Raw genomic sequence first — 26,662 nt, forward strand, 5'->3', positions numbered from 1 at the left:
GTGTTTGCCCTTCCGGCAACCAGTCAGCTTTCGAAGCGATAAAGGGCGTGCCAAGCCGATGCCTTTGGCCAATATAAATGACCTCGTTGATGCCTTCGTCTTTTGAGAATAAAAAATTATTTTTGCTCCTCTTGAATCGTTTTTCTCACATCGCTATATATTTTTGTACGCGATGCCGAAACCGGGTCGCGCCATAAATCACTTGGAGAAAACTCAGGAGATTTAGCTATGGCTAGTACCGTTTCGTTGGCCCCACTGTTCCGTCAGTCGGTAGGCTTTGATCGTTTCAACGACCTTTTTGAATCCGCGCTACGCAGCGAGGCGGCCTCGACTACCTACCCACCTCATAACGTCGAGAAGCACGGTGACGATCATTATCGAATCGTCATAGCTGCGGCGGGTCTGAGTGAGGAGGATTTGGACATTCAAGTCGAGAAGGAGGTTTTGACCATCGCCGGTGGCAAGCGAGAAAGCGATCAGGAGACGATTTACCTTCATCAGGGAATCGCTCAACGTGCATTTCGACTGTCTTTCCGTTTAGCGGATCACATTGAGGTTCAAAATGCATCGTTGTCCAATGGACTGTTGAGCATTGATCTGCTGCGGGTTGTACCAGAGGAAGCCAAGCCTCGGCGCATCAACATTGATGGCTCGGGGAAGTCTGATCTGAAACAAATCAACTGATAGCAGCAAACGAGGCGCTCTTCGGAGCGCCTTTCTTAACTGCAGAATCGGCCAATAGAAGACATTCTCTGGCCTCTCAAAAGATATCCCACGAATATCTCCTAATTGAACGATTCCACGAGCATAGTCTAGCTTTACGAACCACCAGATTGGAGTCGATGGCCTGGCAGATCAGGATGAATCGGTCCCGATATCGTAGAGCCCATATGAGAGGCAGCTTTTGGCCGCTTGCTGCCCGTGACGAAGGGCAGTAGTCGACCCAAAGCCGACTGTGATGTCGGCTTTGGGTTGAAACGGTCATGCAAGTGGTTCCTTGCGTTTGCTGACGACATGATCAGCCGTTTGATAGACGACGCTAGCCTCCCGAGTTGTTGTTGACCTTGACCTGTGGACCGATGGCATCTCCGGTACGGAAGGTTGGCAACGCAACCGAGTTCACGAATTTCACGCCGTCCCAGCTGGGCAACGGTGTGGGCATCAACTGGAACTGGCCCGGGTGCTCGGAGTCCCAACGCAGCAGCATCGAGGTGTCCTCATGTTGTGTGTTGTGGCAGTGCTCCATGTAGGTACCGACAAACTCACGGATGCGTATGGCCATTTCGACATTGTCGAGGCTGTCAGCGCTGTCGCCTATACGGTAGACGTCTTTACGTGCGCCTTTTTCCCATTCGGGTGGTGGTTTGCCACCGCGACTGAGAATGACCCCTTCCTCGAAGTGCACATGCACCGGGTGACTCCAGCCATTGCCGCCGTTCTGGATCTTCCAGATTTCCAGCGTGCCTTCACCCTTGAACCCGGCCGGTGTCGGGCCATTGGCCAGTTGTGGCGGGGCTGAAATCCGCCGCGGGTCCATGTTGAAGCCCAGGCCGCCATCGGTCTTGATCGTCCAGGGCGTCTCATCGGTGCCGTCGGAGCGACCAAAGATAAAGGTGCGGTGCCGCGCCTGGGCAAGCCGGGCGATATCGGCAGGGTCATCACGGTGCAAGGGCAGGGGGATCATGAACTTGCCTTCGGGCTTGCCAGGCTTGGCGGGCTCGTAGTCGACCGGATTCAGGCTGACATCCTGGCCGCTGTAAGGCTGGACGTTCAGTTGCAGGAACACGCCCACGCCCGGGTCACCGTTGACCCACTGTGGCCCGTGGCTGGTTTGCCTGACGACGGGCAGGTACCTCTCGGAGAGTACATCCGCCAATGGAATGTCACGATTCGGACGCTTGCCGTTTTGATGCTCCTCGATGTTGACGAAGTAAATCTTGTCGCCTGGCTTGATACCGTTTGCCGCGAAGTCGACGACGATGTCATAGCGCTCGGCAATGCCCAGGATGGGCAGAATGGCGTTGTTGTCCTGTGTGTCGCCGTCACCATCGAGGTCCAGGCTGCCATCGAAGGGCACCGCGTGTTCCATGAGGTTGCCGTCGTTGGCAATCATGTGGAACGGCACGCGGTTATAAGACACGCCGGAACCTGCCGGGCCGGGGAACTCACCACCATTACCACTGACCTGACGCACCAGTGCGAACTTGAAGTAGCGAGATACCGATCCATCGAGAATGCGGAAACGGTAACGGCGGGCACGTACGTCCATGTAGGGCTTGTACTCCCAGTTGGCCAGTATCTGGTCACCGAGAAAACCGTCGGTGTTGAACGGGTTGAACCACAACTGGCCGGTCTGGTCCCAGGCCTTGTCGGCCACCAGCAGGTTGACGTCGTAGTCGCGGTTGCCCCAGCCCAGCGCCGAACCGCTGGGCAAGCGCAGGTTGACCCCGTCGTCGACCGCCTCGTTGCCACGGTCCAGGGCGCTGTAGTAGTTCATCATCACCGCGTTGCCCTTGTAGACGTTCTGTGCGGTGAAATCGAGCATGTGGTCGTGGAACCAGTGGGTGCTCATGGTTTCGCGCCAGTCGCCACGGATCTTGATGGTGCCGTTGTTGCACGTCTTGAAGCCGGGGCTGGTGTCATTGACGAAAAGGGTTTCACCGGGGTCGCAGGGGAACGCTGCCCGTGGGTCCTCGGCCTTGGTATTGATGGTGTCGTAACCGGCCAACTGGATCGGCCAGCGATAGTCGTAGTACTGGCCCGGGAAGAAGAACGCATTGGTAAAGCCGTCGCTTTCCGCCGGGGTGTGGCCGTTGTGTTCATGGGTGGTGAGGGTATGCAGGCCAAAACCGCGGTTGGCCGACGGGTCAATCGGCAAGGCATCGTAATGACGCATCAGCATCGCCTGGCCATAGCGTACCTGGAGCAGTTTGGGCGGAAAGGTGCCGTCGAAGGTCCACAGCGCATTGTGGTCCTGGACAGGGAGGTTGGGGTGAAACTGCGCTTGGATACCCTTGGTTGTACCGTTGTTGGCCGGGTTGCCATTGGTGTTGTAATAGAGTCCGCCTGGCGCAAATTCCCCTACAGCGTAGTTATGTCGTTGCATTCGATCACGCAAGCCGCTGTTGACGTGCGCGCCGGCTTGCGCAGTCTTGAAGGCGTTGCGCGGGAAAAACTCATTGAAGCGCTGGTGCGACCAGCCTTTTCCCGGTGGCCGGCCTTCTGCGGGCGAACCGACCCGGCGATTGAGGAAGGCCTCGATCTGCGCCTTCCAGGGGTTGAAGTCCAGCACATTGGAGAACTCGGAGGGGAAGGGCGTCAATGCCGGCTGCTTGAGAAAAGCATCCAGCGCATCCGGCGCCGGGCCGCTACGCGCCACATTCAATGGATCTTGCGCCGGTGCGGGGCCTACCGTCGGGACTGGAAACGGCACGGGTGATGGCGGGTCAGTCGCATCCAGCTTGTTTGGGCCGAACTCCTCGAAAAGTAATAGCTTCTGTATAAACGGTTGAGCCCCGAACAATGGGCTGGCATTACCGTTAGTGGGGATATTGAAGCTGGTCTGCAGATTGGGTGGCAGCACATTGTCGGCCAAGGGTGTCTTTCGGTTACCGACCACTCCATTGGGCAAGTCGAAGGCGCCGACGTTTGCCGGAGGCAGCTTGAGCAAGTCCCTCAAGGCTGCATTGGGGTCGGCGGGTGGATTGGTGAACGCCGATGGATCGGTAGGAGGCGGTTGATCGGTGTTGTCGAGAGGGGCTGCCTGGGTGTGGGACAAGCCCAACCCCAGCATGATCGCGGCAGCAGAGATGCTCAGCGCCAGCCTGGTTTTGAACAATGGACTAGGAGTCAACCTTCCGGTATCTAGTTTCATCGCAAACACCTCTGACGGATTCCCCCGGAGCGCGTGGCATACCTGGGTAACTGGCCACGGCTTCCGGGTCGGCTGGCGAAAGGTTCTATTTCGAGCCGGGATTTTTACGAGGCAACTTTTTTGCCAAAAGTGAAAGGAGATGATTAATGGCTCTACGCCACATTCCCCTTGCTGCGGGCTTTGTGCGGGCGTATCAAAAGCTGGGTGAAGACCCCCGATAATGGGGAATACCCCCCCAATACAGGGTGCGATTGTGCGGGGTGATCGGAATGGAAGAAGTGGCTATTTTCTGAATGTATCGATGGCTGCTTGTGGCCGATTGCAGCCCTCCGCCATTGACGACCACAGCCGATAGCCGTCACTCCGGCGTCATCATTACTGCGAGGGTCATTTTGATGAATTCTTCATTCTTATCGATTGCTTCCAGGGCGCTGCGCACGTTGTCGGCGACCTCTGCTGACCCGCGCTGCTCGACCCAGTTCGAAAGCTCCATGATGGCGGCTTCGAGGGCGAGTTGGTTTTCGTTGATCTTGAACAGTAAGGAAGGAAGTAGATCTGAATTTGGCATCGCGAGTCCTCAGCTATGAAGTCAGCGTAGCACCAGGTTCTATGAGGGATTTTTTATGAATGGCAGAACGCCGGGAGAGGGTGCACTGCACACATCGCAATAGTGCGAGTATGGCTCCGTTTAGGTATGCAGGATCGGCATACCGACGATGGTTTTACGCTGCGCAGTGCGCGTATTTTCAAGCATTATGGAGGGGGCTTTTCCGGGCCGCAATCCTCTAGGGGTATCTGAAAACATTGGCCTGCATGGCACCGTTGAGGAGATGATTGCGGTCCGAAAAACCTATTAGAAGGCGCAGTTTGATTGATTTTCTTTCGGGACTTAAAATCCCCCGCTCGTAAGGGCGTGCCGGTTCGATTCCGGCTTCGGGCACCATGAATATCAAGGGCTTGCGTGAGATACCTCATTCAGGCCCTTAGTTTTTTTGCCGCACGCCCTATTTTGTAGATTTCACCTTCTTCCCCTTGCGGTTGCGGATGTATTGCTCAGTCATCACGACAGTGGTTTGACCAAGCTGGTCCATTACTTCCCGAATGTTGCCGGTTGAATCAGAAATAGCCCCGTCCGCGGATCGAAGCGGCGCACAAAGTGAACGTGCCTGGAATCGAAGGGCTGATTGCTGACCCCGGGCCCTCTGATCACCTCGAAGCTGTTTATCCGGTGGATCAGTACGAAGTGCCGGTTATCCATTGGTACGAAATGCCGGTTGTTCATTGGTACGAAATGCCGGTTGCCCATTTGTACGAAATGCCGGTTTCCCATTGGCACGAAATGCCGGTTTCCCATATGAAACGAGCCACTGTGGAAATGGTGGAATTGCCCGCATTGCTGTGGCTGCCCACTGACCAGAACGGCCGGGTGAGGATTTTGACCTAGGCCGCCACTGCTGATTGCCTCCAGCGAGAGGCTACTTGCCAGAAGCCCCGCGACCAGGAGCAGGAGCTGCTTGAAGATACGCATAGCGCTACCTCCGACGGTCCCCCAACACTAAATTATAGTTCGTCATGGACCCCGGCCTGACCCTGGCCCTGGCGCTGAAGTAGGCAGCTAGTCAGACGGTGGTCCTTATTTCTTTGCATCGCAAAATCAAAAGTCTGCCCCGCAACTCATCCCGTTCTACATCCGAATGTCTGCAACAGGCACTTACAAAGCAGTCCCTCAATAAGGGTGACGCCACCAGGAAAGATGTCTTCTGAGGTTTTTGCCTGCAACTGCCTGACTCAGGCGCCTTGCAGTAAACGGAGGGCACCTTATGCCCTTGTTTTTGAGGATGATGAATGAAACAAGGACAAGTTTTACTGTTGGCTTTGTTGGTTACTTTTTTGACAGGTTGCACGACTACACCACCAAGGGATCAAGGCAATCTCTGCAGCATTTACCGTGAGTATCCCGACTGGTATGAGGACTCGCTAGAGATGCAGAGTGAATATGGGACGCCTCTGCATGTGGCCATGGCGATCATGAAGCAGGAAAGCAGCTTCGTGGCTGACGCATTGCCGCCTCGTGACTACCTGCTCTGGGTGATCCCCTGGGGGCGGGTCAGCTCGGCTTACGGTTATGCGCAGGCTCAGGATCCGGTGTGGGGCGAGTACAAGAACGATACTGCCAACGGCGGTTCGCGTGACAGCTTCGACGACGCGATCATGTTTATCGGTTGGTACACCGCTGGCACTCAGCGTCAGCTCGGAATCTCCAAATGGGACACCTACAATCAGTACCTGGCTTATCACGAGGGGCGTGGGGGCTTTAGCCGCAATTCCTATCGCAGTAAACCGTGGCTGATGCAGGTTGCCCAGAAAGTGCAAAAGCAGTCAGAGATTTACAACGCCCAACTCAAGCAGTGTCGCCAGGAACTGGAAGATGATCGTGGTGGGTGGTTTTAGCGCGGTAAAAAGTGACGGCCCCGACGTGAGTTCGTACGACCGGACTGGATGCGTCGATCTGGACTTTTGATGTGTTTGACAGGCCTGTCGGGCGTCAACTAAAAATCAAGGGCTTGCAGCGAAAGTGGATGCAAGCCCTTGTTTGTTTCTGCTCCATCATTTCTTTCTTGATCGTGGTTGCCTGATGCTATTCAGGACGCCGGGTCTGCCTTGCGGCGATCGCTGCCGGTCGGATTGCCGGTGTTGATCAGCCTTCTTTCCAGCAATTCGTTTTCCAGTGCCTGGCGGTCTGACGGGGTCAGTTGATGTTCTCGCTCCTTGAGCTCCAGCAGGATCGGGGTGGACCACTGGCGGTAGATTTGTTCGGCACTACGATTGAGTGACATGGGTTCCTCCTTGATCAGGCTCCTGCCAATTAAGGCGCCGCAGTTCGATACGCAAGAGACCCTAGCCGAGGAATCCTGTTCTCGCCAATGCGTTACGTCGGGCTTCCATCTCCCCAGATGCCCGTAGCGGCAGTGCGTTGCACATAGTCGCTGAAGTCGCGTGCCGGCCGCCCCAGTACCCGCTGTACGCCATCGGCAATTGGCGTGTTGCGGCCATCGAGCACAGTCGTGAAGAGATAGAGCACCAGGTCGATCAACTCCTGGGGAAGTTGTTCCTGTTCCATGGCCTGTCGATAGGCGTCCGCTGGTACGGCCACGAATTCGATGTTGCGACGGGTGGAGCGGGCAATATCGGTCACGGCATCGGCAAAGGTCAATGCCCGAGGGCCGGTCAATTCATAGAGCTGGTTGGTGTGTCCGGGTCGGGTCAGTGCAGCGATGGCACACTCGGCGATGTCTTCTGCATCGACAAAGGGCTCGGCGACCTGGCCGACGGGGAGTGCGAGTTCACCTTGCAGAATGGGTTCAAGAAAGTGCGCCTCGCTAAAGTTCTGGCAGAACCAGCTGGCCCGCAGAATCGTCCAGTCAATCCCGCTGTTCTGTACAACACGCTCAGCCTGTTCCGCTTCGATTTCGCCGCGCCCGGATAACAGAACCAGTTTGCGGACTCCGCTTTTGACCGCCAGGTCGGTGAAAGCCTGGATGGATTCCAGAGCGCCAGGAACGGCGAGATCAGGTTGAAAGCAAATGTAGACCGCATGCACGCCATCTATCACTGCGTCCCAGGTTGATCGATCTTCCCAGTCGAAAGGGGGATTCGCGTTACGGGAGCCTCGGCGGACGGCCAGGCCGGCAGCTTCGAGTCGTTGTGTGATTCGCCGCCCGGTTTTGCCCGTGGCACCAAGGACCAGTGTGATTGGTTGATCGGTTTTCATCGCGTTCATCTCCATCGGTTAATGTGAGTGATGCTCATGTTTAAAAGATGATAGATCCTCATGTTTTTCCGTCAACCCGTCAGTTCGAGTTCCCCGACGTGTGGTATCTGTTATTGGGCGTTGGGAGTGGCGATGCTAAGGTGAGTACATGTCACGTTATTGATCGGGAAATTCACTCGTGCGCAAAAAGACTCCTGAAGCCCTCGAACAGCCTGCTGCACAAGCGGTTCGACGCAATCCCACGCAACAGCGCAGCCGCGAACGTCAGGAGCGGATTTTGGCGACGGCGACTCAATTGATCGCGGAAAAGGGCAGCGATCAACTCAAGATGAGTGAAATCGCCGAGCGCTGCGGGATCTCGATCGGTTCTCTTTATCAGTATTTTCCCGACAAGAGTTCCGTCATCCGCACGCTGGCCGAACGCTACAACGCTGAGAGTCGTCGCTGCATTACAGAGGCGATAGAAGCTGTCGAGGATGCCCAGGGCTTGCGTGCCGCCTATTCGCAGTTGCTCGATCTGTATTACGAGATCGTGATGGCGACACCGGTGATGCGTGACATCTGGTCCGGCATGCAGGCTGACAAGCAGTTGTTGCAACTGGAGCTGGTGGAGAGCCGGGTGGCCAGCGCACTACTGGCCCAGGCGATGTTTCGCGTGTATCCCGACATCGATGAACAACAGGTTCAGGAGTCGGCGTTTTTGATCTGGCACCTGGGCGAGGCGACCATGCGCCTGGCGGTCACTTGTGCACCGGAGGAAGGGCGAGCACTGGTCGAGGCGTTCAAGCGCATGTCCCTGCGCGAGATCATGGAGCCGGCTCGCAAGGGCACCGACAGGCAATAAAATGACGCCTCTGTTTATGGATTTTTCCTCCGATTGAGTCCTCGCGCGGGCAAGCGGTCAGTCGCTCGGTCCAGGCTGAACGCCAGTTATTGGCGGTGTGGACGGCAGGTTTCGCGCAACAAAAAATCCCGGCGTCAGGCCGGGTTGTGGGAGAGGGTGAAAAACTGGCAGGCAGCCAAACGTTCGGAGACGTCACCGTCACCGATCATGCTGCCCGAATCGGGCCTGTCCTCGCACCGCAAATCCGTGACGGATCATCTGAACCGAGGCAGAGGTCGGTCGTCAGGCTTAAGAGACGACAGCGTGTGCCGGATCAGCGGCGTGTCCTTCTCGATGTCGTTCAGGCGATCACGAATTCTGAGGGCGGTGGGATGCCCGCCTTGATGATCGACCCAGTCGGCGATTTCCTTGCAAGCCGCAGCCAAGCGTACCTGACGGGAGTCCAGCAAGGTGAGCAGGGTGGTGATGGACTCTTTTTCGGACATGGGAGACACCTCCGTTCAAGAAACCTGGGTGTGGCAGCAAAAAGCCCGCCTGGAGCGAGCTATCTGCCGATGGGGTCGCTGATCCTTCAGGCATTTTCAGTATAGACCCGTTAAAAAATGGTGACAGGCCGTCAACCTTGCAGGGCTGTCACTCGTGATCTGGCATTCAACTGCCGGCAAACACGCAGTGCGTCCTCTTCAACAGCATAGCCATCTCCGATGAAGCCTTGGGTGCGGGTATCGGCGATGCGATACCAGGCCGCGGTATCCGGTGGCAGGTGGCCAATTTCACCCGCACGGCGAGCATGGATGATGATCTTGTTACAACGCTTCACGACGAAAATGTCTTCCATGGCGACTCCGTAGCGGATTCCTGTTCAGATCAACTATAGAAGCCATTGGTGATCGTGCAAAAAAACAGGCAGGTCAATTCGTCGGTTCAGGCGCTGCCGGCCCCGGTGCAGGCGTGTCGCCGGATTTACGCCAGTACCGCAACCGCTTTGATTTGCGCCCAGAGTTGCTGGCCAGGGTGGACGTTGAGTTGATCGCGCGAGTAACGCGTGATGCGCGCCAGCAGTGGCGTGCCTGCGGCATCCAGGCGAATCAGCACATGGGCGGCGTTGTCGGCGTTCATTTCACTGACCACGGTGACCGGCAGGCGATTGAGGATGCTGCTTTGCCCGGCACCGTGCAGGCTCAGGCTCACATCCCGCGCCTGGACCTTGCAGCGCAGTGCCTGGCCCGGATCCAGCGGCGTATGAGGCACACGAATGTTGAGGGTGGTGTCGGGCAATTGCAGGCTCAGCAATTGATAGTCGGCGTCATAGGCGCTGACGCGACCTTCGATCACCACGCCGGCGTCATCCCCCATCGCCAGCGGCAAGTCGAGGCGCGCCAGAGTCTGGCCGATCGGGCCGCTGGCCAGTGCCTTGCCGTTGCTCAGCAGCACGATATGGTCGGCCAGCCGCGCGACTTCATCCTGGGAGTGGCTGACGTACAGCACCGGGATCTCGAGCTCATCGTGCAGGCGTTGCAGATAGGGCAGGATTTCACTTTTGCGTTGGGCATCCAGCGCGGCCAGCGGCTCGTCCATCAACAACAGTTTCGGGCTGGTGAGCAAGGCGCGGGCGATGCCGACGCGCTGCCGCTCACCGCCCGAAAGGTTGTGTGGGTGCCGGTCCAGCAAATGGCTGATGCCCAGCAACTCGGTGGCGTGAGCCATGTCGACCCGGCGCTGCGGCTTCGGGATGCGCTTGAGACCGAACTCCAGGTTGGCCAGCACCGAGAGATGAGGAAACAGGCTGGCTTCCTGAAACACGTAGCCCAGCGCGCGTTTGTGCGGCGCGACGAAAACCTTGTTTTCGCTGTCTTGCCAGACTTCATCGTTGACCTGGATAAAGCCATGATCGGCCCGCTCCAGGCCGGCGATGCAACGCAGGCAAGTGGTCTTGCCCGAGCCGGAATGACCGTAAAGTGCCGTGACGCCACGGCCCGGCAGTTGCAGGTCGACGTCCAGGGCGAAGCCCGGGTAGCGTAGTTTCAGACGCATTTGAATCATCGGTCAGCTCCAGCCCGCTTTGGTTTTACGGCTGGAGTACAGCGCCAGCAGGACGGCAAACGAGAACACCAGCATCGCCCCGGCCAGCCAATGGGCCTGGGCGTATTCCATGGCTTCGACGTGATCGTAGATCTGCACCGAGACCACGCGGGTCTTTTCGGGAATATTGCCGCCGATCATCAACACCACGCCGAACTCGCCGACGGTGTGGGCGAAACCGAGAATGGTGGCGGTAATGACACCGGGGCGGGCCAGTGGCAGTGTCACGCTGAAAAAGGTGTCCCAGGGGTTTGCCCGCAATGTCGCGGCGACTTCGAGCGGGCGCGTGCCGATTGCGGAAAAAGCGTTCTGCAGCGGCTGGACTACGAATGGCATCGAATACAACACCGAACCGATGACCAACCCTGCAAAACTGAAAGTGAGGGTGCCAAGGCCGAGTGATTGGGTGAGCTGGCCGATGAACCCGTGAGGGCCGAGCGCCAGCAACAGATAAAAGCCAATCACCGTCGGTGGCAGCACCAGGGGCAGGGCGACAATCGCCCCGACCGGGCCGCGCAACCAGGAGCGGGTGCGCGCAAGCCATAACGCAATCGGAGTGCCGACAATCAGCAGGATAACGGTCGTCAGGGACGCCAGTTTCAGGGTCAGCCAAATGGCGGAATAATCGGCACTCGATAGCGACATCAGATTTCGTAGCCGTAGGACTTGATGACAGCTGCCGCTTTCGGCCCCTTGAGGTAGTCAACCAATGCCTTGGCGGCCGGGTTGTCCTTGCCCTTGTTGAGAATCACGGCGTCCTGTTTGATCGGGTCGTGCAGGCTGGCCGGAACGATCCAGGCCGAACCGCTGGTGATTTTTCCGTCCTTGTAGATCTGCGACAGGGCGACAAAACCCAGCTCGGCATTGCCGGTGGAGACGAATTGGTAGGCCTGGGTGATGTTCTGGCCTTCAACAATCTTGTCCTTGACCTTGTCGCTCAGCCCTTCCTTGGCCAACACCTGGGTAGCCGCCAGGCCATAAGGCGCAGCTTTCGGGTTGGCGATGGACAGGTGCTGATATTCGTTCTTTTTCAGCACATCGCCCTTGGCATCGACGTAGCCTTCTTTGGCCGACCACAGCGCCAGGGTACCGACCGCGTAGGTGAAGCGCGAGCCCTTGACGGAGTCGCCTTCGGCTTCAAGTTTTTGCGGGGTGCTGTCGTCTGCCGAGAGGAACACTTCGAACGGCGCGCCGTTTTTGATCTGGGTGTAGAACTGGCCGGTAGCACCAAACGAGGTGACCAGTTTATGCCCGGTGTCTTTTTCAAAGTCAGCGGCGATGGCCTGGATAGGCGCGGTGAAGTTGGCAGCGACCGCCACCTGGACTTCGTCCGCCTGGGCTGAGCCGAAGGCAAATACAGCGACAAGGCTTGCCAGGCAGGCAGGGGCAAAACGTGAGGCACGAATGGTCATGAAACGGCTCCGTTAAAGGCAATTGCAGCAGGGGTGAATCGTTATGTACAGAAATATATAGCGAATTGCCTTTAAACGGAATGTGCTGTCGAAAAAATTGTATACAATTTTAACGAAAGTGATGCTCAGGGGCGCCGCAGCAGTCTCGCTAATCCTCCTTCAGCCAGTTGTCGAGTCAGTGCCGCGGTGGTCAATTCGACCCCGAGGGTAAATGCCTGGCCGGCCCAGAGGTTGCTGAAGTCTGCTTCACCTTTGGCCCGCAGCGGCATCAGCGCGCCACCGGCCAGGGGGAAGGCCGGTGCCTTGGCGCTCATGGGGCCCAGTTCACGCATCACCCGATTGAGGATGCCCCGGGCCGGGCGACCGGTGAACACGTTGGTAATCGCCGTTTCGCTTTCTTTGGCGGTACGCAACGCTTTGTGATGGGACGGGCTGACCTTGGCCTCTGGCGTGAACAGGTAGGCCGTGCCGACCTGTACCGCCGAAGCGCCCAGCATGAAGGCGGCGGCGACACCTCGTGCATCAGCGATGCCGCCGGCGGCAATCACCGGCACTTTCACTGCATCGACGACCTGAGGCACCAGGGCGAACGTCCCCACCTGGCTGCTCAGGTCATCGCTGAGAAACATCCCGCGATGGCCCCCGGCTTCGGAGCCCATGGCAATGATTGCATCGCAGCCATGCTGCTCCAGCCACACCGCTTCTGCGACGGTAGTGGCCGAGGACAGCACTTTGGCACCCGTGGCCTTGACCCGGTCGAGCAGGGCTTTTTCCGGCAGGCCAAAGTGAAAGCTCACCACTTCAGGGCGAAATTCCTCGACCACTTCGCAGGCCGCGTGATCGAACGGCGCGCGGTTGGACACGGGCGTTGGCGCATCGAAATCGACACCGAGTTCCTGGTAGTAGGGTTGCAGCAGGTTTTTCCACTCCTGCGCGCGTTGTTCATCAGGGGCTGGAGGCTGATGACAGAAGAAGTTGACGTTGATCGGGCGCTGGGTGTGTTGGCGGATCGTTTTCAGTTCCTCGCGCAATTGATCGATGCTGAGCATCGCCGCTGGCATCGAGCCCAACCCGCCGGCATTGCAGGCTGCAATCACCATGGACGAGTTCGTGGCGCCAGCCATCGGCCCCTGAATGATCGGCAGTTCGATCCCGAGCAGATCAAGAATGCGGGTATCTGGCCATTGGTTCATGTGCTGTGTTCTCCGACGTTGAAAGCAGGGCAGGGACGGTAGAACAGGATTTGTAACGCAACGACTGGTGCAAGGCCAGTCGTCCTTTCGCAGGGTCCGGTTTTCTTCAGCGTCGATGGCAACCTCCACTTTCGCCATTGCGATCATGGGTACCGGGAATGGGCGGTTTGCCCGGTTGGCTTAAAGTCGGGTACGGCAATCTGTTGCGATGTGTTATTTCAATTGCACCACAACCAGACTGATTCCATTGAGAGGCCGTCATGTTCAAAGGCATTTTGATCGACAAAGACGACAGCGGTTACCGGGCCACACTGCAAGAGATCCAGGACGATCAGTTACCCGAGGGCGATGTCACGGTGCGTGTTGCCTACAGCACGCTGAATTTCAAGGACGGCCTGGCGATCACCGGCAGCAGTCCGGTGGTGCGCAAATTCCCGATGGTGCCGGGCATCGACCTGGCCGGTGTCGTCGAAGTCAGCGGGCATCCGGACTACAAGGTCGGTGACCAGGTCCTGCTCAATGGCTGGGGTGTGGGTGAAGGACACTGGGGCGGATTGGCGCAGAAGGCTCGCCTGAACGGTGACTGGCTGATTCCGTTGCCCAAGGCGTTCACCGCTGCCCAGGCGATGGCCATCGGAACGGCGGGCTACACGGCCATGCTGTGCATCCTGGCTCTGGAGCACAACGGGGTGACGCCTGAGCAGGGCGAAATCCTGGTGACCGGCGCCAACGGTGGCGTCGGCAGTTTCGCCATCGCGTTGCTCAACAGGCTCGGCTATCGGGTGGTCGCGTCCACAGGACGTACGTCGGAGCATGACTACCTGAGGCAACTGGGCGCTGGTGAAATCATCGACCGTGCCACGCTGTCCGAGCCAGGCAAGCCGTTGGCCAAAGAGCGCTGGGCGGCGGTCATCGATTCGGTCGGCAGCCACACCCTGGCCAATGCTTGCGCCAGCACCAAGGCCAATGGCACCGTCGCGGCATGCGGTTTGGCCCAGGGCATGGACTTTCCGGCATCCGTTGCACCGTTCATTTTGCGCGGTGTGACCTTGGCCGGTATCAACAGCGTGACCCAGCCCAAAGCCAGGCGAGTGGAGGCCTGGGGTCGACTGGCCAAGGATCTGGATTTCAACCTGTTGCCATTGATCAGTCACGAAATCGGCCTGAGCGAAGCCATCGAAGCCGCGCCGCGCTTGCTTGCCGGGCAATTGCGCGGGCGCGTGGTGGTGGATGTGAATCGCTGATTACTGCGACTCGCGTTCCAGCAACTGACGTTTGCGCTCGACACCCCAGCGATAGCCCGACAGGTGGCCATCGCTGCGCACCACGCGATGGCAAGGGATCGCCACGGCCAGGTTGTTGGCGCCGCAGGCTTGAGCCACGGCGCGAACGGCTTTCGGCGAGCCGATGCGCTGGGCGACGTCGGCGTAGCTGGCCGTGCTGCCAACGGGAATTTCCCTCAGCGCTTGCCAGACACGCTCCTGAAACGCCGTGCCGCGTACGTCCAGAGGTAAATCAAGGCCAATGGCCGGCGCCTCGATAAAGCCAACGACCCTGGCAATCAATTGCTCGAATTGATGATCGGCACCAATCAGGTTGGCGCGCCGGAATTTATCCTGCAGATCACAGACCAGTTGGTGCGGATCATCGCCCAACAGGATCGCGCAGACCCCGCGCTCACTCTGCGCCACCAGTATCGCCCCCAGTGAACACTGGCCGACGGCAAAACGAATGTCATTGTTTTGGCCGGCCGCGCGGTAGTCCCCGGGTTTCATTCCGAGCAGATGGTCTGCCGCTTCATAAAATCGACTGTTGGAGTTGAAGCCAGCGTCGTACAGGGCATCGGTCACCGAGCCTCCATCCGCCAGGCGCTCGCGCACCTTGCGTGAGCGATGAGCGTCGGCGTAGCCCTTGGGCGTCAGGCCGGTGACGGCCTTGAACACGCGATGGAAGTGGAAGCTGCTCAGTCCCGCAGCCTCGGCCAGCTCGCCCAGGGCAGGCAGCGTTTCCGCGCTTTCGATCTGGCGGCACGCGGCGGCCACGGTGGCGGCATGTTGCGCGGCGAGTTCGCTCTGATCTCTGGTCGCGCGTTTGCTCGGACGATAGCCCGCGGCCTGAGCCTGCTCGGCGCTATCGAAGAATTCGACATTGTGTGGTTTGGGCAGGCGCGCAAGGCTGCTGGGGTTGCAGTAGATGCCTGTGGTCTTCACGGCATAGACAAACTGCCCGTCAGCCTTGGGGTCGCGCGCGACCACGGCGGCCCAGCGCGGATCGTTTTCGATGGTGATCTTGGTCGATTGGGTAGTCATGGCGTCATGTCCTTTGAGGAGTTGCCTGCACATTAACCATGGGGCAATTGCCACACACTCCGGCGCTTGCGGTCAAATTCGAAGTCTTTATCCGGCGGTGCGGAAGGTGAAGTTGATGCGTTGCTCGCCGAGCCTCGGGTGATGGCCGTCCTTGATCGGCAACACACCGTGATAGCGCAGGCGATCCACGCCACCCCAGACCACGATGTCGCCATGCAGCAAGAGGATGCGCTGGCTTTTGTCACTGCGTGCAAAGCCGCCGAACAGGAACATCGCCGGCAAACCCAGCGATACCGAAACGATGGGGGCTGCGTAGGAATGCTCGTCCTTGTCTTGATGCAATGACATTTTTGCCCCGGGGATGTAACGGTTGATCAGGCAGGAGTCCGGCGCAAATCCGCTGAACCCCGCTGCCTGCGCCGCCGCTTGCGCCATTTGCAGAAACACCTCGGGCATCTTTGGCCAGGGCTGGCCGGTCTGCGGATCGTGGCGGGTGTAGCGATAACCGCTGCGGTCAGTGGTCCAGCCGAATGTGCCACAACTGCTCAGGGCGACCGACATGGTAAAGCCGCCGGGCGTGATCATCTGCCGAAACGGCGCGGCCGCCAGCACTGCCTCCAGGGCGGGCAACAAACGCTCAAGCCAGGGCAGGGCGAAGCCTCTGAGCACATATGACTGTTCGCCGATCTGCTCGCGCCTGGGCTGTTGCTCGGGCTCGGCATTGGCAAACAGGTCATGAGTCAGTGGGTTCATGGGGTCATAAAGCATCGTGAAAGATGATTCCAAGGGTATATCGTTTGCCGCTGTGCAGGCGACTCACGCCGTGACGCAGGGTCACGCGGTAGTAACCGCGAACCCCTTTGACCGGCCGCTGGTTGACGGCAAATATCAGTCCGTCACCTTTCTTCAGGCCGATGACCATCGGGCGTGACTGCATGCGCGGGCGCTGTTCGGTCATGACAAATTCGCCGCCGGTGAAGTCTTCATCCGGGGCTGACAGCAGAATCGCCACTTGCAGCGGGAAAACGTGCTCACCGTACAAGTCCTGATGCAGGCAGTTGTAGTCCTGCGGACCATATTGCAGCAACAACGGCGTCGGACGGTTCTGACCAGCGGCATGACAGCGCTCGAGAAAGGCTTGATGAGAGTCGGGAAAGCGGGTCGGTAGATCCATCTGTTCATGCCAGCGATTGGCGATGGGCACCAGCCGTGGGTAGAGCGCGCTGCGCAAGCGGGCCACGAGGTCCGGCAATGGATAGCTGAAATACTTGTACTCGCCGCGGCCGAACCCGTGGCGAGCCATCACCACGTGCGAGCGAAAGGGTTCGGCCAGAGGGTACCAGGCGCTGACCTGATCACAAGCCTTGTGGCTCAACAGTTGCGGGATGACGGCGCAACCGTCCTGATCAAGTAGTTGTTCCAGCCGGGGCCAGTCCAGGCTGTCCAGATATTGCTCGCTCATTGCCGGGCCTCTTGTTGGTGAGGTGGCCAGTCTGGAGGGCAAGGATGAAGCAGGCACTCCGGCGCTTGCGGTCGAATTGCGAGTGGGAGCCGACGTCCATTGTCGCTCCGGATTGCGTTACAGCGCTTTGCTGACGCTGATTTCGCTGATGACGTCGTCCGGTCCATGAATGGCATCCAGCGCCGCTTTGGCTTCTTCTGCGGTGCCGTTTTCAAGCTGGGCAAACTCGAAGCGGCGCTCACCGTTGAGTTTGTATTTGATGACGTACTTGGTCGTTTGGGCCACGGTTGTATCTGCCTGTCGTTTGTTTCGGGTTCGCTGATCAGCTCAGTTTCGTGCTGGAACGGCGAATGATTTTGATCGAGTGCGTCAGGGTGGGTTTGCGCGTCACGCTGATAGCGCGGCGGTTGACGGTGTCGATCGTGATGTTCCAGAAGCCGGTGCTCGGGGCCGTGATGCGGGCCGGAAACGTGTCGAATGCACCGCCGTGATAGGTGTGACGGCCGCCATTTTTAAAGCTGCGGAAGTTGGCGTCGTTCATCAAACGGATGTTGCACATTTGGGAGCATTGAATGACGACAATGTCGTCTTCATTGAGGTGCTCGCGCTGATGGATAAATTTCATGAGGCGCCTCCAGAAGGGCTTTTTCTACAAAATCAAAACGATAGCATGGGCGATTGGCGCAGTTTATCAGCCCGACCGCCTTATTATCCGGCCACTTTGACAATTAAAAACGCTAATTTCACGTTTGATGAGCGATAAAGCAGGTTGCCTCGGAGAAAAAACGCGTTTGCGCTGTCCGAGCCTCTTTATTGGAGGTTTTGTATGAAGTGGGGTTTTTGGTTTCTTTCGCTGGCGGTATTGGTGAGTGGTTGTGCGAACGTCTCTGAAATCAATGAGTCGCTGCCGACCATGAACGTGATTTCTGGCAAGAAACCCCATGAATATGCGCAATGCCTCAGCGAAAAACTGGCCGACAGCCGTGGCGCTTTGCAAATCCAGCCGCACAAGGATGGGTTGCGTGTGATCGTTCCACTCAAGTTTTCCTCGGGGCCGTCTGCCGTATTCGACATTGAAGAGCGCTCGGGCGGCAGCAGCATCAAGCTGCACGAGAGCATGTCCAATGTCCCGGTACGTCCAAAGGACGTACAGAATGCCGCCACCGAGTGCATTTCCGGCTGATAGACTATCGACCAACAGCACCGATGCCGCCAAAGCCTGGCTTTGGCGGCATCGTTATTTCTGGAGTCGAGTATGAAGCGAGAGCAGGTCCGGGCGCGCCATGCAGAGGGGCTTATCTCTGCCACCCATGTGATTCAGAATCCGGCGGACCTTGGAGAATGGATCGTGTTTTTCAAGAAAAGCGGCGGGCGTAGCTATTTCCTGGTGGATGACAATGATGAAGTCGAGTCCTTCGGTAAACTCGACGACTTGATCGAAACGCTGCGCGGACTCGGAATCAAGTTCGCCGAAATTCATCTGTAGGGTCGAGTGCCTTATTTGCAGACCACCACGACGCTGCGGCTCTTGAAATTGCCGATATCGGCCCCGAGGGTCTTTTCACTTTCCTTGAGCGATGGCGTGCCGTCGGTACCGACAATCCGGTAGCCGGTGCCCGCACAGGAGGCATCGGCTTTTTCGTAGCAGGCGGCCCAGGAATTGGCCTCTCCCGAGCAATCGATCGCCAGGCCCTGCTCTCCATTGTTCAGGTAGGTTTCTTCCGATGTTGCGCAGCCGTTCAGGGCCAATACCGTTAGCAAAGGCAAGATCTTGTTCATGGATTGATCATCGTCAGGGTGGTGGGGCAAGGCTGAGACAGCGCCGGGGGCAAAAGGTTATAGCGAAAGGCCACTTCTTTTTCGGCATTCATAAAAAAGCCCTGTGCAATGACAGGGCTATTCGAAAGGGGCGTCGGTCAGTTCTTGTCCTTGCCGCGTCGCTTGGGTTCCGGATGCTCAAGCTCCAGCACCGAAGCCACTTCGATTGCCAGGGCTTCGAAAGGGAAAGGTCCGGCGATATTTTCACCGGCGACACTCGCCACCCACCATTGACCGTCTTTCACCTGATTGATCAGGAATCCGTTGACGCTTTTTGCTGCCGACATTTATTAACCTCGTTGTCTGGTTCAATCGCGCCATGATACCGCCAAACGAGCGCACCGGGTGCCGTTGGGCGTATGGTGGGATGCCCCGGCCAAGGTAGAAAGCGTGCAATTGCGCGAATCTCTGCTATGCATAAGAGTTTGCCCGGTAACCTGCGCACCCGTGCAGGGAACTATCGGCAAGAATATTTCTCTATGTTGGCATCGGTTAGCCAGCGCGGGGGCATTGTAAGGTGCACGCCGCCTGATTAGACTGCGCCGAAACTCGTACACACAGCCGTTACAAGGACTTATATGATCAAGAAATGCTTGTTCCCAGCAGCCGGTTACGGTACTCGCTTCCTGCCAGCGACTAAAGCCATGCCCAAAGAAATGCTGCCGGTGGTAAACAAGCCACTGATCCAGTACGGCGTCGAAGAGGCATTGGATGCCGGCTTGAACGAAATCTCCATCGTCACCGGTCGCGGCAAGCGCGCCCTGGAAGACCATTTCGACATCAGCTACGAGCTGGAAAACCAGATCAAGGGCACCGACAAGGAGAAATACCTGGTCGGCATCCGCCGCCTGTTGGATGAGTGCTCGTTCTCCTACACCCGTCAGACCGAAATGAAAGGTCTGGGCCACGCGATCCTGACCGGTCGCCCGCTGATCGGTGACGAGCCGTTCGCCGTGGTGTTGGCGGATGACCTGTGCGTCAACCTGGAAGGTGACGGCGTACTGAAGCAGATGGTCAAGCTGTACAAGCAGTACCGCTGCACCATCGTCGCGATCATGGAAGTGGACCCGCAGGAAACCAGCAAATACGGTGTGATTGCTGGCGACCTGATCGGCGACGACCTGTACCGCGTGCGCAACATGGTCGAGAAGCCAAAACCGGAAGATGCCCCGTCGAACCTGGCGATCATCGGTCGTTACATCATGACGCCGGACATCTTCAGCCTGATCGAACAAACCGAGCCAGGCAAAGGCGGCGAGATCCAGATCACTGACGCCCTGATGAAACAGGCGCAGGATGGTTGCGTGATTGCCTACAAGTTCAAGGGCAAGCGCTTCGACTGCGGTGGCGCCGAAGGCTACATCGACGCGACCAACTTCTGCTTCGAGAACTTCTACAAGACGGGCAAGGCTTACTGATAGCCGGCGACCTGTTGTATCGAAAAGCCACCTTCGGGTGGCTTTTTCATTTTCCAGCCCCATATCGTGTGCAGCGCTTGCCCCACAAATGTCTGCGGGTATGCTGGTCACCTGCCGAGGAGATTGAAAATGGCCTACGATTTTGACCTTTACGTGATTGGTGCCGGTTCCGGTGGTGTGCGGGCTGCGCGGTTTGCCGCCGGGTTCGGTGCGAAAGTGGCCGTGGCCGAGAGCCGCTACCTGGGCGGTACCTGTGTGAACGTCGGCTGCGTGCCGAAAAAGTTGCTGGTCTACGGTGCGCACTTCGCCGAAGACTTCGAGCAGGCTTCCGGTTTTGGCTGGAACCTGGATGAGGCGCAGTTCGATTGGCCGACGCTGATCGCCAACAAGGACCGCGAGATCAATCGCCTCAATGGGATTTATCGCAACCTGCTGGTCAACAGTGGCGTGACCTTGCATGAAGGTCACGCCAGGATCGTCGATCCGCATCAGGTCGAGATCAATGGCGAGCGTTTTACCGCCAAAAATATCCTGATCGCTACCGGTGGCTGGCCGCAGATTCCGGAAATCCCGGGGCACGAGCATGCCATCAGTTCCAACCAGGCGTTCTTCCTTAAACAACTGCCCAAGCGAGTGTTGGTGGTGGGCGGGGGCTACATTGCGGTCGAGTTCGCCGGGATCTTCCACGGCCTGGGCGCCGAGACCACGCTGTTGTATCGCGGTGAACTGTTCCTGCGCGGCTTCGACACTTCCGTGCGCAAGCACTTGCAGGAAGAGTTGACCAAGCGCGGCATGGACCTGCAATTCAACGCGGACATCGAGCGCATCGACAAGCAGGCCGACGGTAGTCTGAAAGTCACGCTCAAGGATGGTCGCCAGCTGGAAGCCGATTGCGTGTTCTACGCCACGGGCCGTCGTCCGATGCTGGACAATCTCGGGCTGGAAAACACCGGGGTCAAACTCGACAGGAAAGGCTTTGTCGAGGTCGATGAGCAGTATCAGACCGCCGAGCCGTCGATCCTGGCGCTGGGCGATGTGATCGGTCGTGTTCAGCTGACACCGGTTGCCCTGGCAGAGGGCATGGCGGTTGCGCGACGCCTGTTCAAGCCGGAGCAGTATCGTCCAGTGGATTACAAGATGATCCCGACGGCGGTGTTCAGCCTGCCAAACATCGGCACCGTCGGGTTGACCGAGGAAGAGGCCCGCGAAGCCGGCCACGACGTGCAGATCTTCGAAAGCCGCTTCCGGCCGATGAAACTGACCCTGACTGAATGTCAGGAGCGCACGCTGATGAAGCTGGTGGTCGACGCCAGGACCGACAAGGTATTGGGTTGCCACATGGTCGGTCCGGATGCCGGTGAAATCGTCCAGGGTCTGGCGATTGCCTTGAAGGCCGGCGCCACCAAGCGCGACTTCGACGAAACCATCGGGGTGCACCCGACGGCCGCCGAAGAGTTCGTCACCATGCGTACGCCGGTCGCCGGTTAATCGTCCTTCGCTGCGTCTGCCGCTGCCGCAATGGTTGCGGCCAGACGTACGCGTTCTTCCAGATCCGTCCGGGTTCTGGTCAGCTCGATTTCCAGTGACCTGTTGAGCTGCGACTGCTCGTCGACGTTCTGTTTGAGGGCCTGGCTTTCCAGCAGGGCGACGCGCAGGCGTTCCTGGAGGAGGGTGCGCTCGCTGTCGACGCGGGTGGCCTGTTCCAGCAACTGATCCTGACGGGTATTGCTTTGCTTGAGCTGTTCTTGGAGCAGGCTCAGCTCGCGCAGCGTGCCGCGGTTTTCGGTCAGCAAGCGTTCGTTGTCGCGGTGCAATTGGGTGATTTCGTCCTGGCGCACCAGCGCGCTTTGTTGTGCCTGGCGCAGCTCCATCTGTATCTGTTGCACCTGGCCTTCATGGCGACTCAATTCCTGTTCGCGCTGTTCCTTGACCGCGTTGCGGTAGTGCTCCAGTGCGTCCCGAGTGTGCAGGTGTTTTTCTTCAAGGGAGCGAATCTGCTCGTCCTTGTCTTTCAAGCGTAATTCGAAATCGGCCAGCGCCTGGTTCAGCCCGGCGTTGCGGGTTTGCTCCGTTTGCAGCATGGCGCGGGTTTCTTGCAGGGCCTCGGATTCCTGAGTCAGCGCCAGGCTCTGAAACTCGTATTGCTGGTGCAGTTCGCTATTGGCTTCTTGCGCTTCGCCGAGCTGGTTTTCCAGCGCCTTGCGTTGTTCCTCGTACTGCGCGCGCGCCTGGTCGATGGGCTCCTGCGCTTGCTCCTTCAGGCGTTGTGCGAGCCGCGCCACCAGCGCCATCAGTTCGTCGTCAATCGGTTCCGCCGGTGGTTCGACCGGTTCGTTCCTGTCATCGAGCTCTTTGAGGTAGCGATGAATCGTGGTTTTCGAACCGGTATTGCCCATCTCGATCCGTACGGCATCGATGCTGGGGTTTTCGCCACGGGCGAGGATCGCCAACCGAGCGGCTTGCACCACCGCTTTATTTACACCGCCGCGTGCCATGAGTTCTCCCGGGATTTGATGATGTGGTACGTACCACGTAAATACACATTGTACCATTCAATCTGAAAAGTTAAATACTGAATGTAGCTGACACGGGATATACTGGTATTACCCCGTGTGATCACGGTTTCGAGGTATTCCTCGCGCTATTTCCGTACACAAACCCTGTAGGAGCGAGCTCGCTCGCGAAAAACCCGGGAACGCCGCGGGGCACCTGCCAGCCAGCGTTATCGTTGACGACCATCGCGAGCGAGCTCGCTCCTACAGAGTTTTGTGTTATTCGTGCCGCCGTAGGAGCGAGCTTGCTCGCGAAAAACCCGAGAACGCCGCGGGGCACCTGGCAACCAGCGTTATCGTTAACGATCATCGCGAGCGAGCTCGCTCCTACAGTCGGTCAAACAGGTTCATTTTCTATGAGCGATCTGGATCGCTATCTGCAAGCGGCGACTCGCGACAACACCCGTCGCAGCTATCGGGCAGCCATCGAACACTTCGAAGTCACGTGGGGCGGTTTTCTGCCGGCAACCGGCGACAGCGTGGCGCGCTACCTGGTGGCCCATGCCGGCGTGTTATCGATCAATACGCTGAAACTGCGTTTGTCGGCATTGGCGCAGTGGCACAACAGCCAGGGTTTTGCCGATCCCACCAAGGCGCCGGTGGTGCGCAAGGTGTTCAAGGGCATCCGCGCGCTGCACCCGGCCCAGGAAAAACAGGCCGAACCCTTGCAGCTTCAGCATCTGGAGCAGGTGGTCAGTTGTCTGGAGCAGGAAGTGCAAACCGCCAGGGCCGAAGGCGACCGACCGGGTTTGCTGCGGGCCAGGCGCGACATGGCGTTGATCCTGCTGGGCTTCTGGCGCGGCTTTCGTAGTGATGAGTTGTGCCGGCTGCGGGTTGAACACGTGCAGGCAAGCGCTGGTTCCGGCATCAGTCTCTATCTGCCGCGCAGCAAGAGTGATCGCGACAACCTCGGCAAGACGTATCAAACGCCGGCCTTGCAGCGTTTGTGTCCGGTGCAGGCTTACATCGACTGGATTACCGAGGCAGCCCTGGTGCGTGGGCCGGTATTCCGTAGCGTCGACCGCTGGGGGCATTTGGGCGAGGAGGGGTTGCACGCCAATAGCGTGATTCCGTTATTGCGTCAGGCGCTGGAGCGCGCCGGCATTGCCGCCGAACTCTACACCAGCCATTCCTTGCGCCGTGGCTTTGCGACTTGGGCGCATCAAAGTGGCTGGGATTTGAAGTCGCTCATGAGTTACGTGGGCTGGAAGGACATGAAGTCGGCCATGCGTTACATCGAGGCCAGTCCGTTCTTCGGGATGGCACGCATTACAGAAAGGCCGATTGAGTCCTAGATACCGTTTTCTTCTATTAATACAGCCGGCTAATAGCGAAAGCCAATCAGCAGCATGAGGTTTGCCAATGAGCCTTCTATCCGACGAGTGGGTAAAGTTCTCTCCATCAACTTCTTAACCCCCTGACGGAGAGTCAACGATGCCTATCATCAACAGCCAAGTTAAACCGTTCAAAGCTGACGCATTCAAAAATGGCGACTTCGTAAAAGTCTCGGACGCTGACCTGAAAGGCAAATGGTCTGTGGTTTTCTTCTACCCGGCAGACTTCACCTTCGTATGCCCGACCGAGCTGGAAGACCTGGCTGACAACTACGACGCTTTCCAGAAACTGGGCGTCGAGATCTACAGCGTTTCCACCGACACCCACTTTGCCCACGCGGCCTGGCACAACACTTCGCCAGCCATCGGCAAAATCCAGTACACCATGATCGGCGACCCGACCCACGCCATCTCCCGCAACTTCGACGTGCTGATCGAAGAAGCTGGTCTGGCTGACCGTGGCACCTTCGTGATCAACCCGGAAGGTCAGATCAAGATCGTTGAACTGAACGATGGCGGTGTAGGCCGTGACGCTTCCGAGCTGCTGCGCAAAATCAAGGCTGCCCAGTACGTCGCTGCTCACCCGGGCCAGGTTTGCCCTGCCAAGTGGAAAGAAGGCGAGGCCACTCTGGCTCCGTCCCTGGACCTGGTCGGCAAGATCTAAGTCTGTGACGCGCTTCATCAGGGCGGACTTCCGCACCTTCTAAGCAAGCTGCACCGCCCAATAAAAAACGCCCGGGCGAGATTCGCTCGGGCGTTTTTTTATGTCTGTTCCAAATGAATCAGCAAAAAGGAAATCGCCCGTATGTTGGACGCCAATCTTAAAGCCCAGTTGAAATCGTACCTGGAACGGGTCACCCAGCCGATCGAGATCGTTGCTTCCCTCGACGACGGTGCGAAATCCCGGGAAATGCTCGAACTATTGAAAGACGTTGCCAGTCTTTCCACCCAGATTACTTTGCTCGACAACGGCGATGATGCACGCAAGCCGTCGTTCTCGATCAATCGCCCGGGAGCGGATATCAGCCTGCGTTTCGCCGGCATCCCGATGGGCCATGAATTCACGTCCCTGGTGCTGGCCCTGCTGCAAGTCGGCGGTCACCCGTCCAAAGCCAGTGCGGAAGTGATCGAACAGATTCGCTCGCTCAAAGGCGAGTTCAACTTCGAGACTTACTTCTCGCTGTCATGCCAGAACTGCCCGGACGTGGTCCAGGCGTTGAACCTGATGGCGGTACTGAACCCGAACATTCGCCATGTCGCCATCGACGGTGCGCTGTTCCAGGGCGAAGTCGACGAGCGCCAGATCATGGCCGTGCCCAGCATTTACCTGAACGGTGTGAACTTCGGTCAGGGCCGCATGGGCCTGGAAGAAATCCTCGCCAGGATCGACACCAGCGGCATCGAACGCCAGGCCGAGAAAATCAGCGCCAAGGATGCCTTTGATGTGCTGGTGGTTGGCGGTGGCCCGGCCGGTGCTTCGGCGGCAATCTATGCGGCCCGCAAAGGTATTCGCACCGGTGTCGCTGCCGAGCGCTTTGGTGGGCAGGTGCTGGACACCATGGCCATCGAGAACTTTATCTCGGTGCAGGAAACCGAAGGGCCGAAACTGGCAGTGGCCCTGGAAGAACACGTCAAGCAGTACGACGTGGACATCATGAACCTGCAGCGTGCCGACAAATTGGTACCCGGCAAGAATGGCGAGCTGCACCAGATTCACTTCGCCAGCGGCGCATCACTGAAAGCCAGGAGCGTGATTCTGGCGACCGGTGCGCGGTGGCGAGAAATGAATGTTCCGGGCGAGCAGGAATACCGCAACAAAGGTGTTGCCTACTGCCCGCACTGCGACGGTCCGTTGTTCAAAGGCAAGCGCGTGGCAGTGATTGGTGGCGGCAACTCGGGTGTCGAAGCGGCCATCGACCTGGCTGGTATCGTGTCCCATGTCACGCTGCTGGAGTTCGATGTGCAGTTGCGTGCCGATGCGGTATTGCAGCGCAAGTTGCACAGCCTGCCCAACGTCACCGTGATCACCAGCGCACAAACCACTGAAGTCACCGGTGACGGTCAGAAGGTCAACGGCCTGCGCTACAAGGATCGCCAGAACGACGAATTGCGCAGTGTGGAACTGGAAGGGATCTTCGTGCAGATCGGTCTGCTGCCGAACACCGATTGGCTCAAAGGCACCGTAGAGTTATCGCCGCGCGGCGAGATCATCGTCGACGCTCGCGGTGAAACCTCGGTGCCGGGTGTGTTCGCTGCCGGCGACGTGACCACTGTTCCGTACAAGCAGATCGTGATCGCGGTGGGCGAGGGCGCCAAAGCTTCTCTCAGCGCCTTCGATCACTTGATTCGTACTTCCGCCCCGGCATAAAGCCCAGTGCTGAAAACACCAAACCCCATGATTGATCATGGGGTTTTTTTTGCCCTGCACATCACCCATGTAGGAGCGAGCTCGCTCGCGATGGTCGTTAACGATAACGCTGGTTGGCAGGCGCCCCGCGGCGTTCTCGGGTTTTTCGCGAGCAAGCTCGCTCCTACAAGGGGCATCGGCGCCGGCACTGAAAACACAACGCCTGTAGGAGCGAGCTCGCTCGC

Annotated in this window: 30 protein-coding genes and 1 tRNA gene; 12 read left to right on the forward strand and 19 right to left on the reverse strand. The window is 58.2% G+C overall.

The genetic code is table 11. The annotated features are described in order from the left end of the window. Positions 1-228 precede the first annotated feature (228 nt). On the forward strand, positions 229-684 hold the full coding sequence (locus ACCD00_RS12805; RefSeq protein ID WP_008020769.1) for an Hsp20 family protein: 456 nt from the start codon (positions 229-231) through the stop codon (positions 682-684). 355 nt (positions 685-1,039) lie between these two features. On the opposite strand, the gene ACCD00_RS12810 is transcribed toward ACCD00_RS12805, so the two are convergent. Together ACCD00_RS12810 and ACCD00_RS12815 are read right to left on the reverse strand one after the other, a co-directional pair. Continuing rightward, on the reverse strand, positions 1,040-3,874 hold the full coding sequence (locus ACCD00_RS12810; RefSeq protein ID WP_413424947.1) for a multicopper oxidase domain-containing protein: 2,835 nt from the start codon (positions 3,872-3,874) through the stop codon (positions 1,040-1,042). Between the two features lie 358 nt (positions 3,875-4,232). Further along, positions 4,233-4,442, reverse strand: coding sequence for a hypothetical protein (locus ACCD00_RS12815; protein ID WP_413424949.1), 210 nt, complete (start codon positions 4,440-4,442; stop codon positions 4,233-4,235). A 271-nt stretch (positions 4,443-4,713) separates the two neighbouring features. Between ACCD00_RS12815 and ACCD00_RS12820 the strand changes: the two genes are divergently transcribed. Then, a tRNA-OTHER gene (locus tag ACCD00_RS12820) sits at positions 4,714-4,817 on the forward strand. A 147-nt stretch (positions 4,818-4,964) separates the two neighbouring features. Here ACCD00_RS12820 and ACCD00_RS12825 read toward each other — a convergent pair. Beyond that, positions 4,965-5,402: a hypothetical protein gene (locus ACCD00_RS12825; protein ID WP_413424951.1), complete on the reverse strand. Its 438-nt coding sequence runs from the start codon at positions 5,400-5,402 to the stop codon at positions 4,965-4,967. 317 nt (positions 5,403-5,719) lie between these two features. On the opposite strand from ACCD00_RS12825, the gene ACCD00_RS12830 reads away from it, so the two are divergent. Next, complete coding sequence (locus ACCD00_RS12830; RefSeq protein ID WP_413424953.1) at positions 5,720-6,325, forward strand: hypothetical protein; 606 nt, start codon at positions 5,720-5,722, stop codon at positions 6,323-6,325. A gap of 191 nt (positions 6,326-6,516) precedes the next feature. On the opposite strand, the gene ACCD00_RS12835 is transcribed toward ACCD00_RS12830, so the two are convergent. Both ACCD00_RS12835 and ACCD00_RS12840 read right to left on the reverse strand, forming a co-directional pair. Continuing rightward, positions 6,517-6,711, reverse strand: a complete 195-nt coding sequence (locus ACCD00_RS12835) for a hypothetical protein (protein WP_413424955.1) — start codon at positions 6,709-6,711, stop codon at positions 6,517-6,519. A gap of 92 nt (positions 6,712-6,803) precedes the next feature. Continuing rightward, positions 6,804-7,646 (reverse strand): NAD(P)H-binding protein, encoded by an 843-nt coding sequence (locus ACCD00_RS12840; RefSeq protein ID WP_413424957.1) that lies wholly within the window; start codon positions 7,644-7,646, stop codon positions 6,804-6,806. A gap of 178 nt (positions 7,647-7,824) precedes the next feature. Here ACCD00_RS12840 and ACCD00_RS12845 point away from each other — a divergent pair, with 178 nt between their 5' ends. Next, positions 7,825-8,490 (forward strand): TetR/AcrR family transcriptional regulator, encoded by a 666-nt coding sequence (locus tag ACCD00_RS12845; protein ID WP_413424959.1) that lies wholly within the window; start codon positions 7,825-7,827, stop codon positions 8,488-8,490. A 254-nt stretch (positions 8,491-8,744) separates the two neighbouring features. On the opposite strand, the gene ACCD00_RS12850 is transcribed toward ACCD00_RS12845, so the two are convergent. The 6 genes from ACCD00_RS12850 to ACCD00_RS12875 all read right to left on the reverse strand — a co-directional run bounded on the left by ACCD00_RS12850 (position 8,745) and on the right by ACCD00_RS12875 (position 13,177). Beyond that, a complete protein-coding gene (locus tag ACCD00_RS12850; protein ID WP_008020792.1) occupies positions 8,745-8,975 on the reverse strand; it encodes a hypothetical protein in 231 nt (76 codons plus the stop codon). 131 nt (positions 8,976-9,106) lie between these two features. Then, a complete protein-coding gene (locus ACCD00_RS12855; protein WP_413424961.1) occupies positions 9,107-9,328 on the reverse strand; it encodes a hypothetical protein in 222 nt (73 codons plus the stop codon). Positions 9,329-9,453: 125 nt separating this feature from the next. Then, the gene (gene modC, locus ACCD00_RS12860; RefSeq protein ID WP_413424963.1) at positions 9,454-10,533 is read right to left on the reverse strand and encodes a molybdenum ABC transporter ATP-binding protein; all 1,080 of its coding nucleotides are present in this window, start codon (positions 10,531-10,533) and stop codon (positions 9,454-9,456) included. A 3-nt stretch (positions 10,534-10,536) separates the two neighbouring features. Beyond that, positions 10,537-11,217, reverse strand: a complete 681-nt coding sequence (gene modB, locus ACCD00_RS12865; protein ID WP_413424965.1) for a molybdate ABC transporter permease subunit — start codon at positions 11,215-11,217, stop codon at positions 10,537-10,539. Then, entirely contained in the window at positions 11,217-11,984 is a 768-nt protein-coding gene (gene modA, locus ACCD00_RS12870; RefSeq protein WP_413424967.1) for a molybdate ABC transporter substrate-binding protein, read from the reverse strand. Before modA ends, modB begins: the two co-directional genes overlap by 1 nt. Positions 11,985-12,109: 125 nt before the next feature. Further along, the gene (locus ACCD00_RS12875) at positions 12,110-13,177 is read right to left on the reverse strand and encodes an NAD(P)H-dependent flavin oxidoreductase (RefSeq protein ID WP_413424969.1); all 1,068 of its coding nucleotides are present in this window, start codon (positions 13,175-13,177) and stop codon (positions 12,110-12,112) included. A gap of 260 nt (positions 13,178-13,437) precedes the next feature. Between ACCD00_RS12875 and ACCD00_RS12880 the strand changes: the two genes are divergently transcribed. Continuing rightward, positions 13,438-14,421 carry an MDR family oxidoreductase gene (locus ACCD00_RS12880; protein WP_413424971.1) on the forward strand — a complete coding sequence of 328 codons (984 nt, stop codon included), beginning with the start codon at positions 13,438-13,440 and terminating at the stop codon, positions 14,419-14,421. Here ACCD00_RS12880 and ada read toward each other — a convergent pair whose 3' ends face one another. The 5 genes from ada to ACCD00_RS12905 all read right to left on the reverse strand — a co-directional run bounded on the left by ada (position 14,422) and on the right by ACCD00_RS12905 (position 17,573). Continuing rightward, complete coding sequence (ada, locus tag ACCD00_RS12885) at positions 14,422-15,486, reverse strand: bifunctional DNA-binding transcriptional regulator/O6-methylguanine-DNA methyltransferase Ada (protein WP_413424973.1); 1,065 nt, start codon at positions 15,484-15,486, stop codon at positions 14,422-14,424. It lies immediately after the preceding gene. Positions 15,487-15,573: 87 nt separating this feature from the next. Continuing rightward, the gene (alkB, locus tag ACCD00_RS12890; protein WP_413424975.1) at positions 15,574-16,254 is read right to left on the reverse strand and encodes a DNA oxidative demethylase AlkB; all 681 of its coding nucleotides are present in this window, start codon (positions 16,252-16,254) and stop codon (positions 15,574-15,576) included. After that, on the reverse strand, positions 16,244-16,948 hold the full coding sequence (locus ACCD00_RS12895; protein ID WP_413424977.1) for a 2OG-Fe(II) oxygenase: 705 nt from the start codon (positions 16,946-16,948) through the stop codon (positions 16,244-16,246). The genes alkB and ACCD00_RS12895 overlap by 11 nt, the downstream gene beginning before the upstream one ends. A gap of 117 nt (positions 16,949-17,065) precedes the next feature. After that, a complete protein-coding gene (locus tag ACCD00_RS12900) occupies positions 17,066-17,233 on the reverse strand; it encodes a hypothetical protein (RefSeq protein ID WP_008020806.1) in 168 nt (55 codons plus the stop codon). Between the two features lie 37 nt (positions 17,234-17,270). Beyond that, positions 17,271-17,573, reverse strand: a complete 303-nt coding sequence (locus ACCD00_RS12905; RefSeq protein ID WP_007912251.1) for a DUF1883 domain-containing protein — start codon at positions 17,571-17,573, stop codon at positions 17,271-17,273. 201 nt (positions 17,574-17,774) lie between these two features. Between ACCD00_RS12905 and ACCD00_RS12910 the strand changes: the two genes are divergently transcribed. Continuing rightward, entirely contained in the window at positions 17,775-18,131 is a 357-nt protein-coding gene (locus ACCD00_RS12910) for a hypothetical protein (RefSeq protein WP_057400163.1), read from the forward strand. 72 nt (positions 18,132-18,203) lie between these two features. Continuing rightward, the gene (locus ACCD00_RS12915) at positions 18,204-18,434 is read left to right on the forward strand and encodes a hypothetical protein (RefSeq protein WP_413424980.1); all 231 of its coding nucleotides are present in this window, start codon (positions 18,204-18,206) and stop codon (positions 18,432-18,434) included. Between the two features lie 11 nt (positions 18,435-18,445). On the opposite strand, the gene ACCD00_RS12920 is transcribed toward ACCD00_RS12915, so the two are convergent. Together ACCD00_RS12920 and ACCD00_RS12925 are read right to left on the reverse strand one after the other, a co-directional pair. Beyond that, on the reverse strand, positions 18,446-18,727 hold the full coding sequence (locus ACCD00_RS12920) for a hypothetical protein (RefSeq protein ID WP_413424982.1): 282 nt from the start codon (positions 18,725-18,727) through the stop codon (positions 18,446-18,448). Positions 18,728-18,864: 137 nt separating this feature from the next. Further along, positions 18,865-19,053 carry a hypothetical protein gene (locus tag ACCD00_RS12925; protein ID WP_413424984.1) on the reverse strand — a complete coding sequence of 63 codons (189 nt, stop codon included), beginning with the start codon at positions 19,051-19,053 and terminating at the stop codon, positions 18,865-18,867. A gap of 291 nt (positions 19,054-19,344) precedes the next feature. Between ACCD00_RS12925 and galU the strand changes: the two genes are divergently transcribed. Together galU and gorA are read left to right on the forward strand one after the other, a co-directional pair. Beyond that, positions 19,345-20,184 carry a UTP--glucose-1-phosphate uridylyltransferase GalU gene (gene galU / locus ACCD00_RS12930; RefSeq protein WP_007975949.1) on the forward strand — a complete coding sequence of 280 codons (840 nt, stop codon included), beginning with the start codon at positions 19,345-19,347 and terminating at the stop codon, positions 20,182-20,184. A gap of 129 nt (positions 20,185-20,313) precedes the next feature. Further along, positions 20,314-21,672 carry a glutathione-disulfide reductase gene (gene gorA, locus ACCD00_RS12935; RefSeq protein WP_413424986.1) on the forward strand — a complete coding sequence of 453 codons (1,359 nt, stop codon included), beginning with the start codon at positions 20,314-20,316 and terminating at the stop codon, positions 21,670-21,672. Here the strand turns inward: gorA and ACCD00_RS12940 are convergent. Further along, complete coding sequence (locus tag ACCD00_RS12940) at positions 21,669-22,679, reverse strand: DNA-binding protein (RefSeq protein ID WP_413424988.1); 1,011 nt, start codon at positions 22,677-22,679, stop codon at positions 21,669-21,671. The two genes, gorA and ACCD00_RS12940, sit on opposite strands and share 4 nt — an antisense overlap. 413 nt (positions 22,680-23,092) lie before the next feature. Between ACCD00_RS12940 and ACCD00_RS12945 the strand changes: the two genes are divergently transcribed. The 3 genes from ACCD00_RS12945 (at position 23,093) to ahpF (ending at position 26,438) form a co-directional block, all read left to right on the forward strand. Further along, complete coding sequence (locus ACCD00_RS12945) at positions 23,093-24,031, forward strand: site-specific integrase (protein WP_413424990.1); 939 nt, start codon at positions 23,093-23,095, stop codon at positions 24,029-24,031. A 139-nt stretch (positions 24,032-24,170) separates the two neighbouring features. Continuing rightward, positions 24,171-24,734, forward strand: a complete 564-nt coding sequence (ahpC, locus tag ACCD00_RS12950; RefSeq protein WP_007975937.1) for an alkyl hydroperoxide reductase subunit C — start codon at positions 24,171-24,173, stop codon at positions 24,732-24,734. Positions 24,735-24,875: 141 nt separating this feature from the next. Next, positions 24,876-26,438 carry an alkyl hydroperoxide reductase subunit F gene (gene ahpF, locus ACCD00_RS12955; protein ID WP_413424993.1) on the forward strand — a complete coding sequence of 521 codons (1,563 nt, stop codon included), beginning with the start codon at positions 24,876-24,878 and terminating at the stop codon, positions 26,436-26,438. The last annotated feature ends 224 nt before the right edge of the window (positions 26,439-26,662 follow it).

Source organism: Pseudomonas sp. Pseusp3, from assembly GCF_047304225.1.
In the GTDB taxonomy this organism is placed as follows: Bacteria; Pseudomonadota; Gammaproteobacteria; order Pseudomonadales; family Pseudomonadaceae; genus Aquipseudomonas; species Aquipseudomonas fluorescens_CD.

Coding starts and splice junctions, on each gene's coding strand:
- ACCD00_RS12805 (WP_008020769.1), top strand. CDS start 229: ATGGCTAGTACCGTTTCGTTGGCCCCACTGTTCCGTCAGTCGGTAGGC.
- ACCD00_RS12810 (WP_413424947.1), bottom strand. CDS start 3,874: ATGAAACTAGATACCGGAAGGTTGACTCCTAGTCCATTGTTCAAAACC.
- ACCD00_RS12815 (WP_413424949.1), bottom strand. CDS start 4,442: ATGCCAAATTCAGATCTACTTCCTTCCTTACTGTTCAAGATCAACGAA.
- ACCD00_RS12825 (WP_413424951.1), bottom strand. CDS start 5,402: ATGCGTATCTTCAAGCAGCTCCTGCTCCTGGTCGCGGGGCTTCTGGCA.
- ACCD00_RS12830 (WP_413424953.1), top strand. CDS start 5,720: ATGAAACAAGGACAAGTTTTACTGTTGGCTTTGTTGGTTACTTTTTTG.
- ACCD00_RS12835 (WP_413424955.1), bottom strand. CDS start 6,711: ATGTCACTCAATCGTAGTGCCGAACAAATCTACCGCCAGTGGTCCACC.
- ACCD00_RS12840 (WP_413424957.1), bottom strand. CDS start 7,646: ATGAAAACCGATCAACCAATCACACTGGTCCTTGGTGCCACGGGCAAA.
- ACCD00_RS12850 (WP_008020792.1), bottom strand. CDS start 8,975: ATGTCCGAAAAAGAGTCCATCACCACCCTGCTCACCTTGCTGGACTCC.
- ACCD00_RS12855 (WP_413424961.1), bottom strand. CDS start 9,328: ATGGAAGACATTTTCGTCGTGAAGCGTTGTAACAAGATCATCATCCAT.
- modC (WP_413424963.1), bottom strand. CDS start 10,533: ATGATTCAAATGCGTCTGAAACTACGCTACCCGGGCTTCGCCCTGGAC.
- modB (WP_413424965.1), bottom strand. CDS start 11,217: ATGTCGCTATCGAGTGCCGATTATTCCGCCATTTGGCTGACCCTGAAA.
- modA (WP_413424967.1), bottom strand. CDS start 11,984: ATGACCATTCGTGCCTCACGTTTTGCCCCTGCCTGCCTGGCAAGCCTT.
- ACCD00_RS12875 (WP_413424969.1), bottom strand. CDS start 13,177: ATGAACCAATGGCCAGATACCCGCATTCTTGATCTGCTCGGGATCGAA.
- ACCD00_RS12880 (WP_413424971.1), top strand. CDS start 13,438: ATGTTCAAAGGCATTTTGATCGACAAAGACGACAGCGGTTACCGGGCC.
- ada (WP_413424973.1), bottom strand. CDS start 15,486: ATGACTACCCAATCGACCAAGATCACCATCGAAAACGATCCGCGCTGG.
- alkB (WP_413424975.1), bottom strand. CDS start 16,254: ATGCTTTATGACCCCATGAACCCACTGACTCATGACCTGTTTGCCAAT.
- ACCD00_RS12895 (WP_413424977.1), bottom strand. CDS start 16,948: ATGAGCGAGCAATATCTGGACAGCCTGGACTGGCCCCGGCTGGAACAA.
- ACCD00_RS12905 (WP_007912251.1), bottom strand. CDS start 17,573: ATGAAATTTATCCATCAGCGCGAGCACCTCAATGAAGACGACATTGTC.
- ACCD00_RS12910 (WP_057400163.1), top strand. CDS start 17,775: ATGAAGTGGGGTTTTTGGTTTCTTTCGCTGGCGGTATTGGTGAGTGGT.
- ACCD00_RS12915 (WP_413424980.1), top strand. CDS start 18,204: ATGAAGCGAGAGCAGGTCCGGGCGCGCCATGCAGAGGGGCTTATCTCT.
- ACCD00_RS12920 (WP_413424982.1), bottom strand. CDS start 18,727: ATGAACAAGATCTTGCCTTTGCTAACGGTATTGGCCCTGAACGGCTGC.
- ACCD00_RS12925 (WP_413424984.1), bottom strand. CDS start 19,053: ATGTCGGCAGCAAAAAGCGTCAACGGATTCCTGATCAATCAGGTGAAA.
- galU (WP_007975949.1), top strand. CDS start 19,345: ATGATCAAGAAATGCTTGTTCCCAGCAGCCGGTTACGGTACTCGCTTC.
- gorA (WP_413424986.1), top strand. CDS start 20,314: ATGGCCTACGATTTTGACCTTTACGTGATTGGTGCCGGTTCCGGTGGT.
- ACCD00_RS12940 (WP_413424988.1), bottom strand. CDS start 22,679: ATGGCACGCGGCGGTGTAAATAAAGCGGTGGTGCAAGCCGCTCGGTTG.
- ACCD00_RS12945 (WP_413424990.1), top strand. CDS start 23,093: ATGAGCGATCTGGATCGCTATCTGCAAGCGGCGACTCGCGACAACACC.
- ahpC (WP_007975937.1), top strand. CDS start 24,171: ATGCCTATCATCAACAGCCAAGTTAAACCGTTCAAAGCTGACGCATTC.
- ahpF (WP_413424993.1), top strand. CDS start 24,876: ATGTTGGACGCCAATCTTAAAGCCCAGTTGAAATCGTACCTGGAACGG.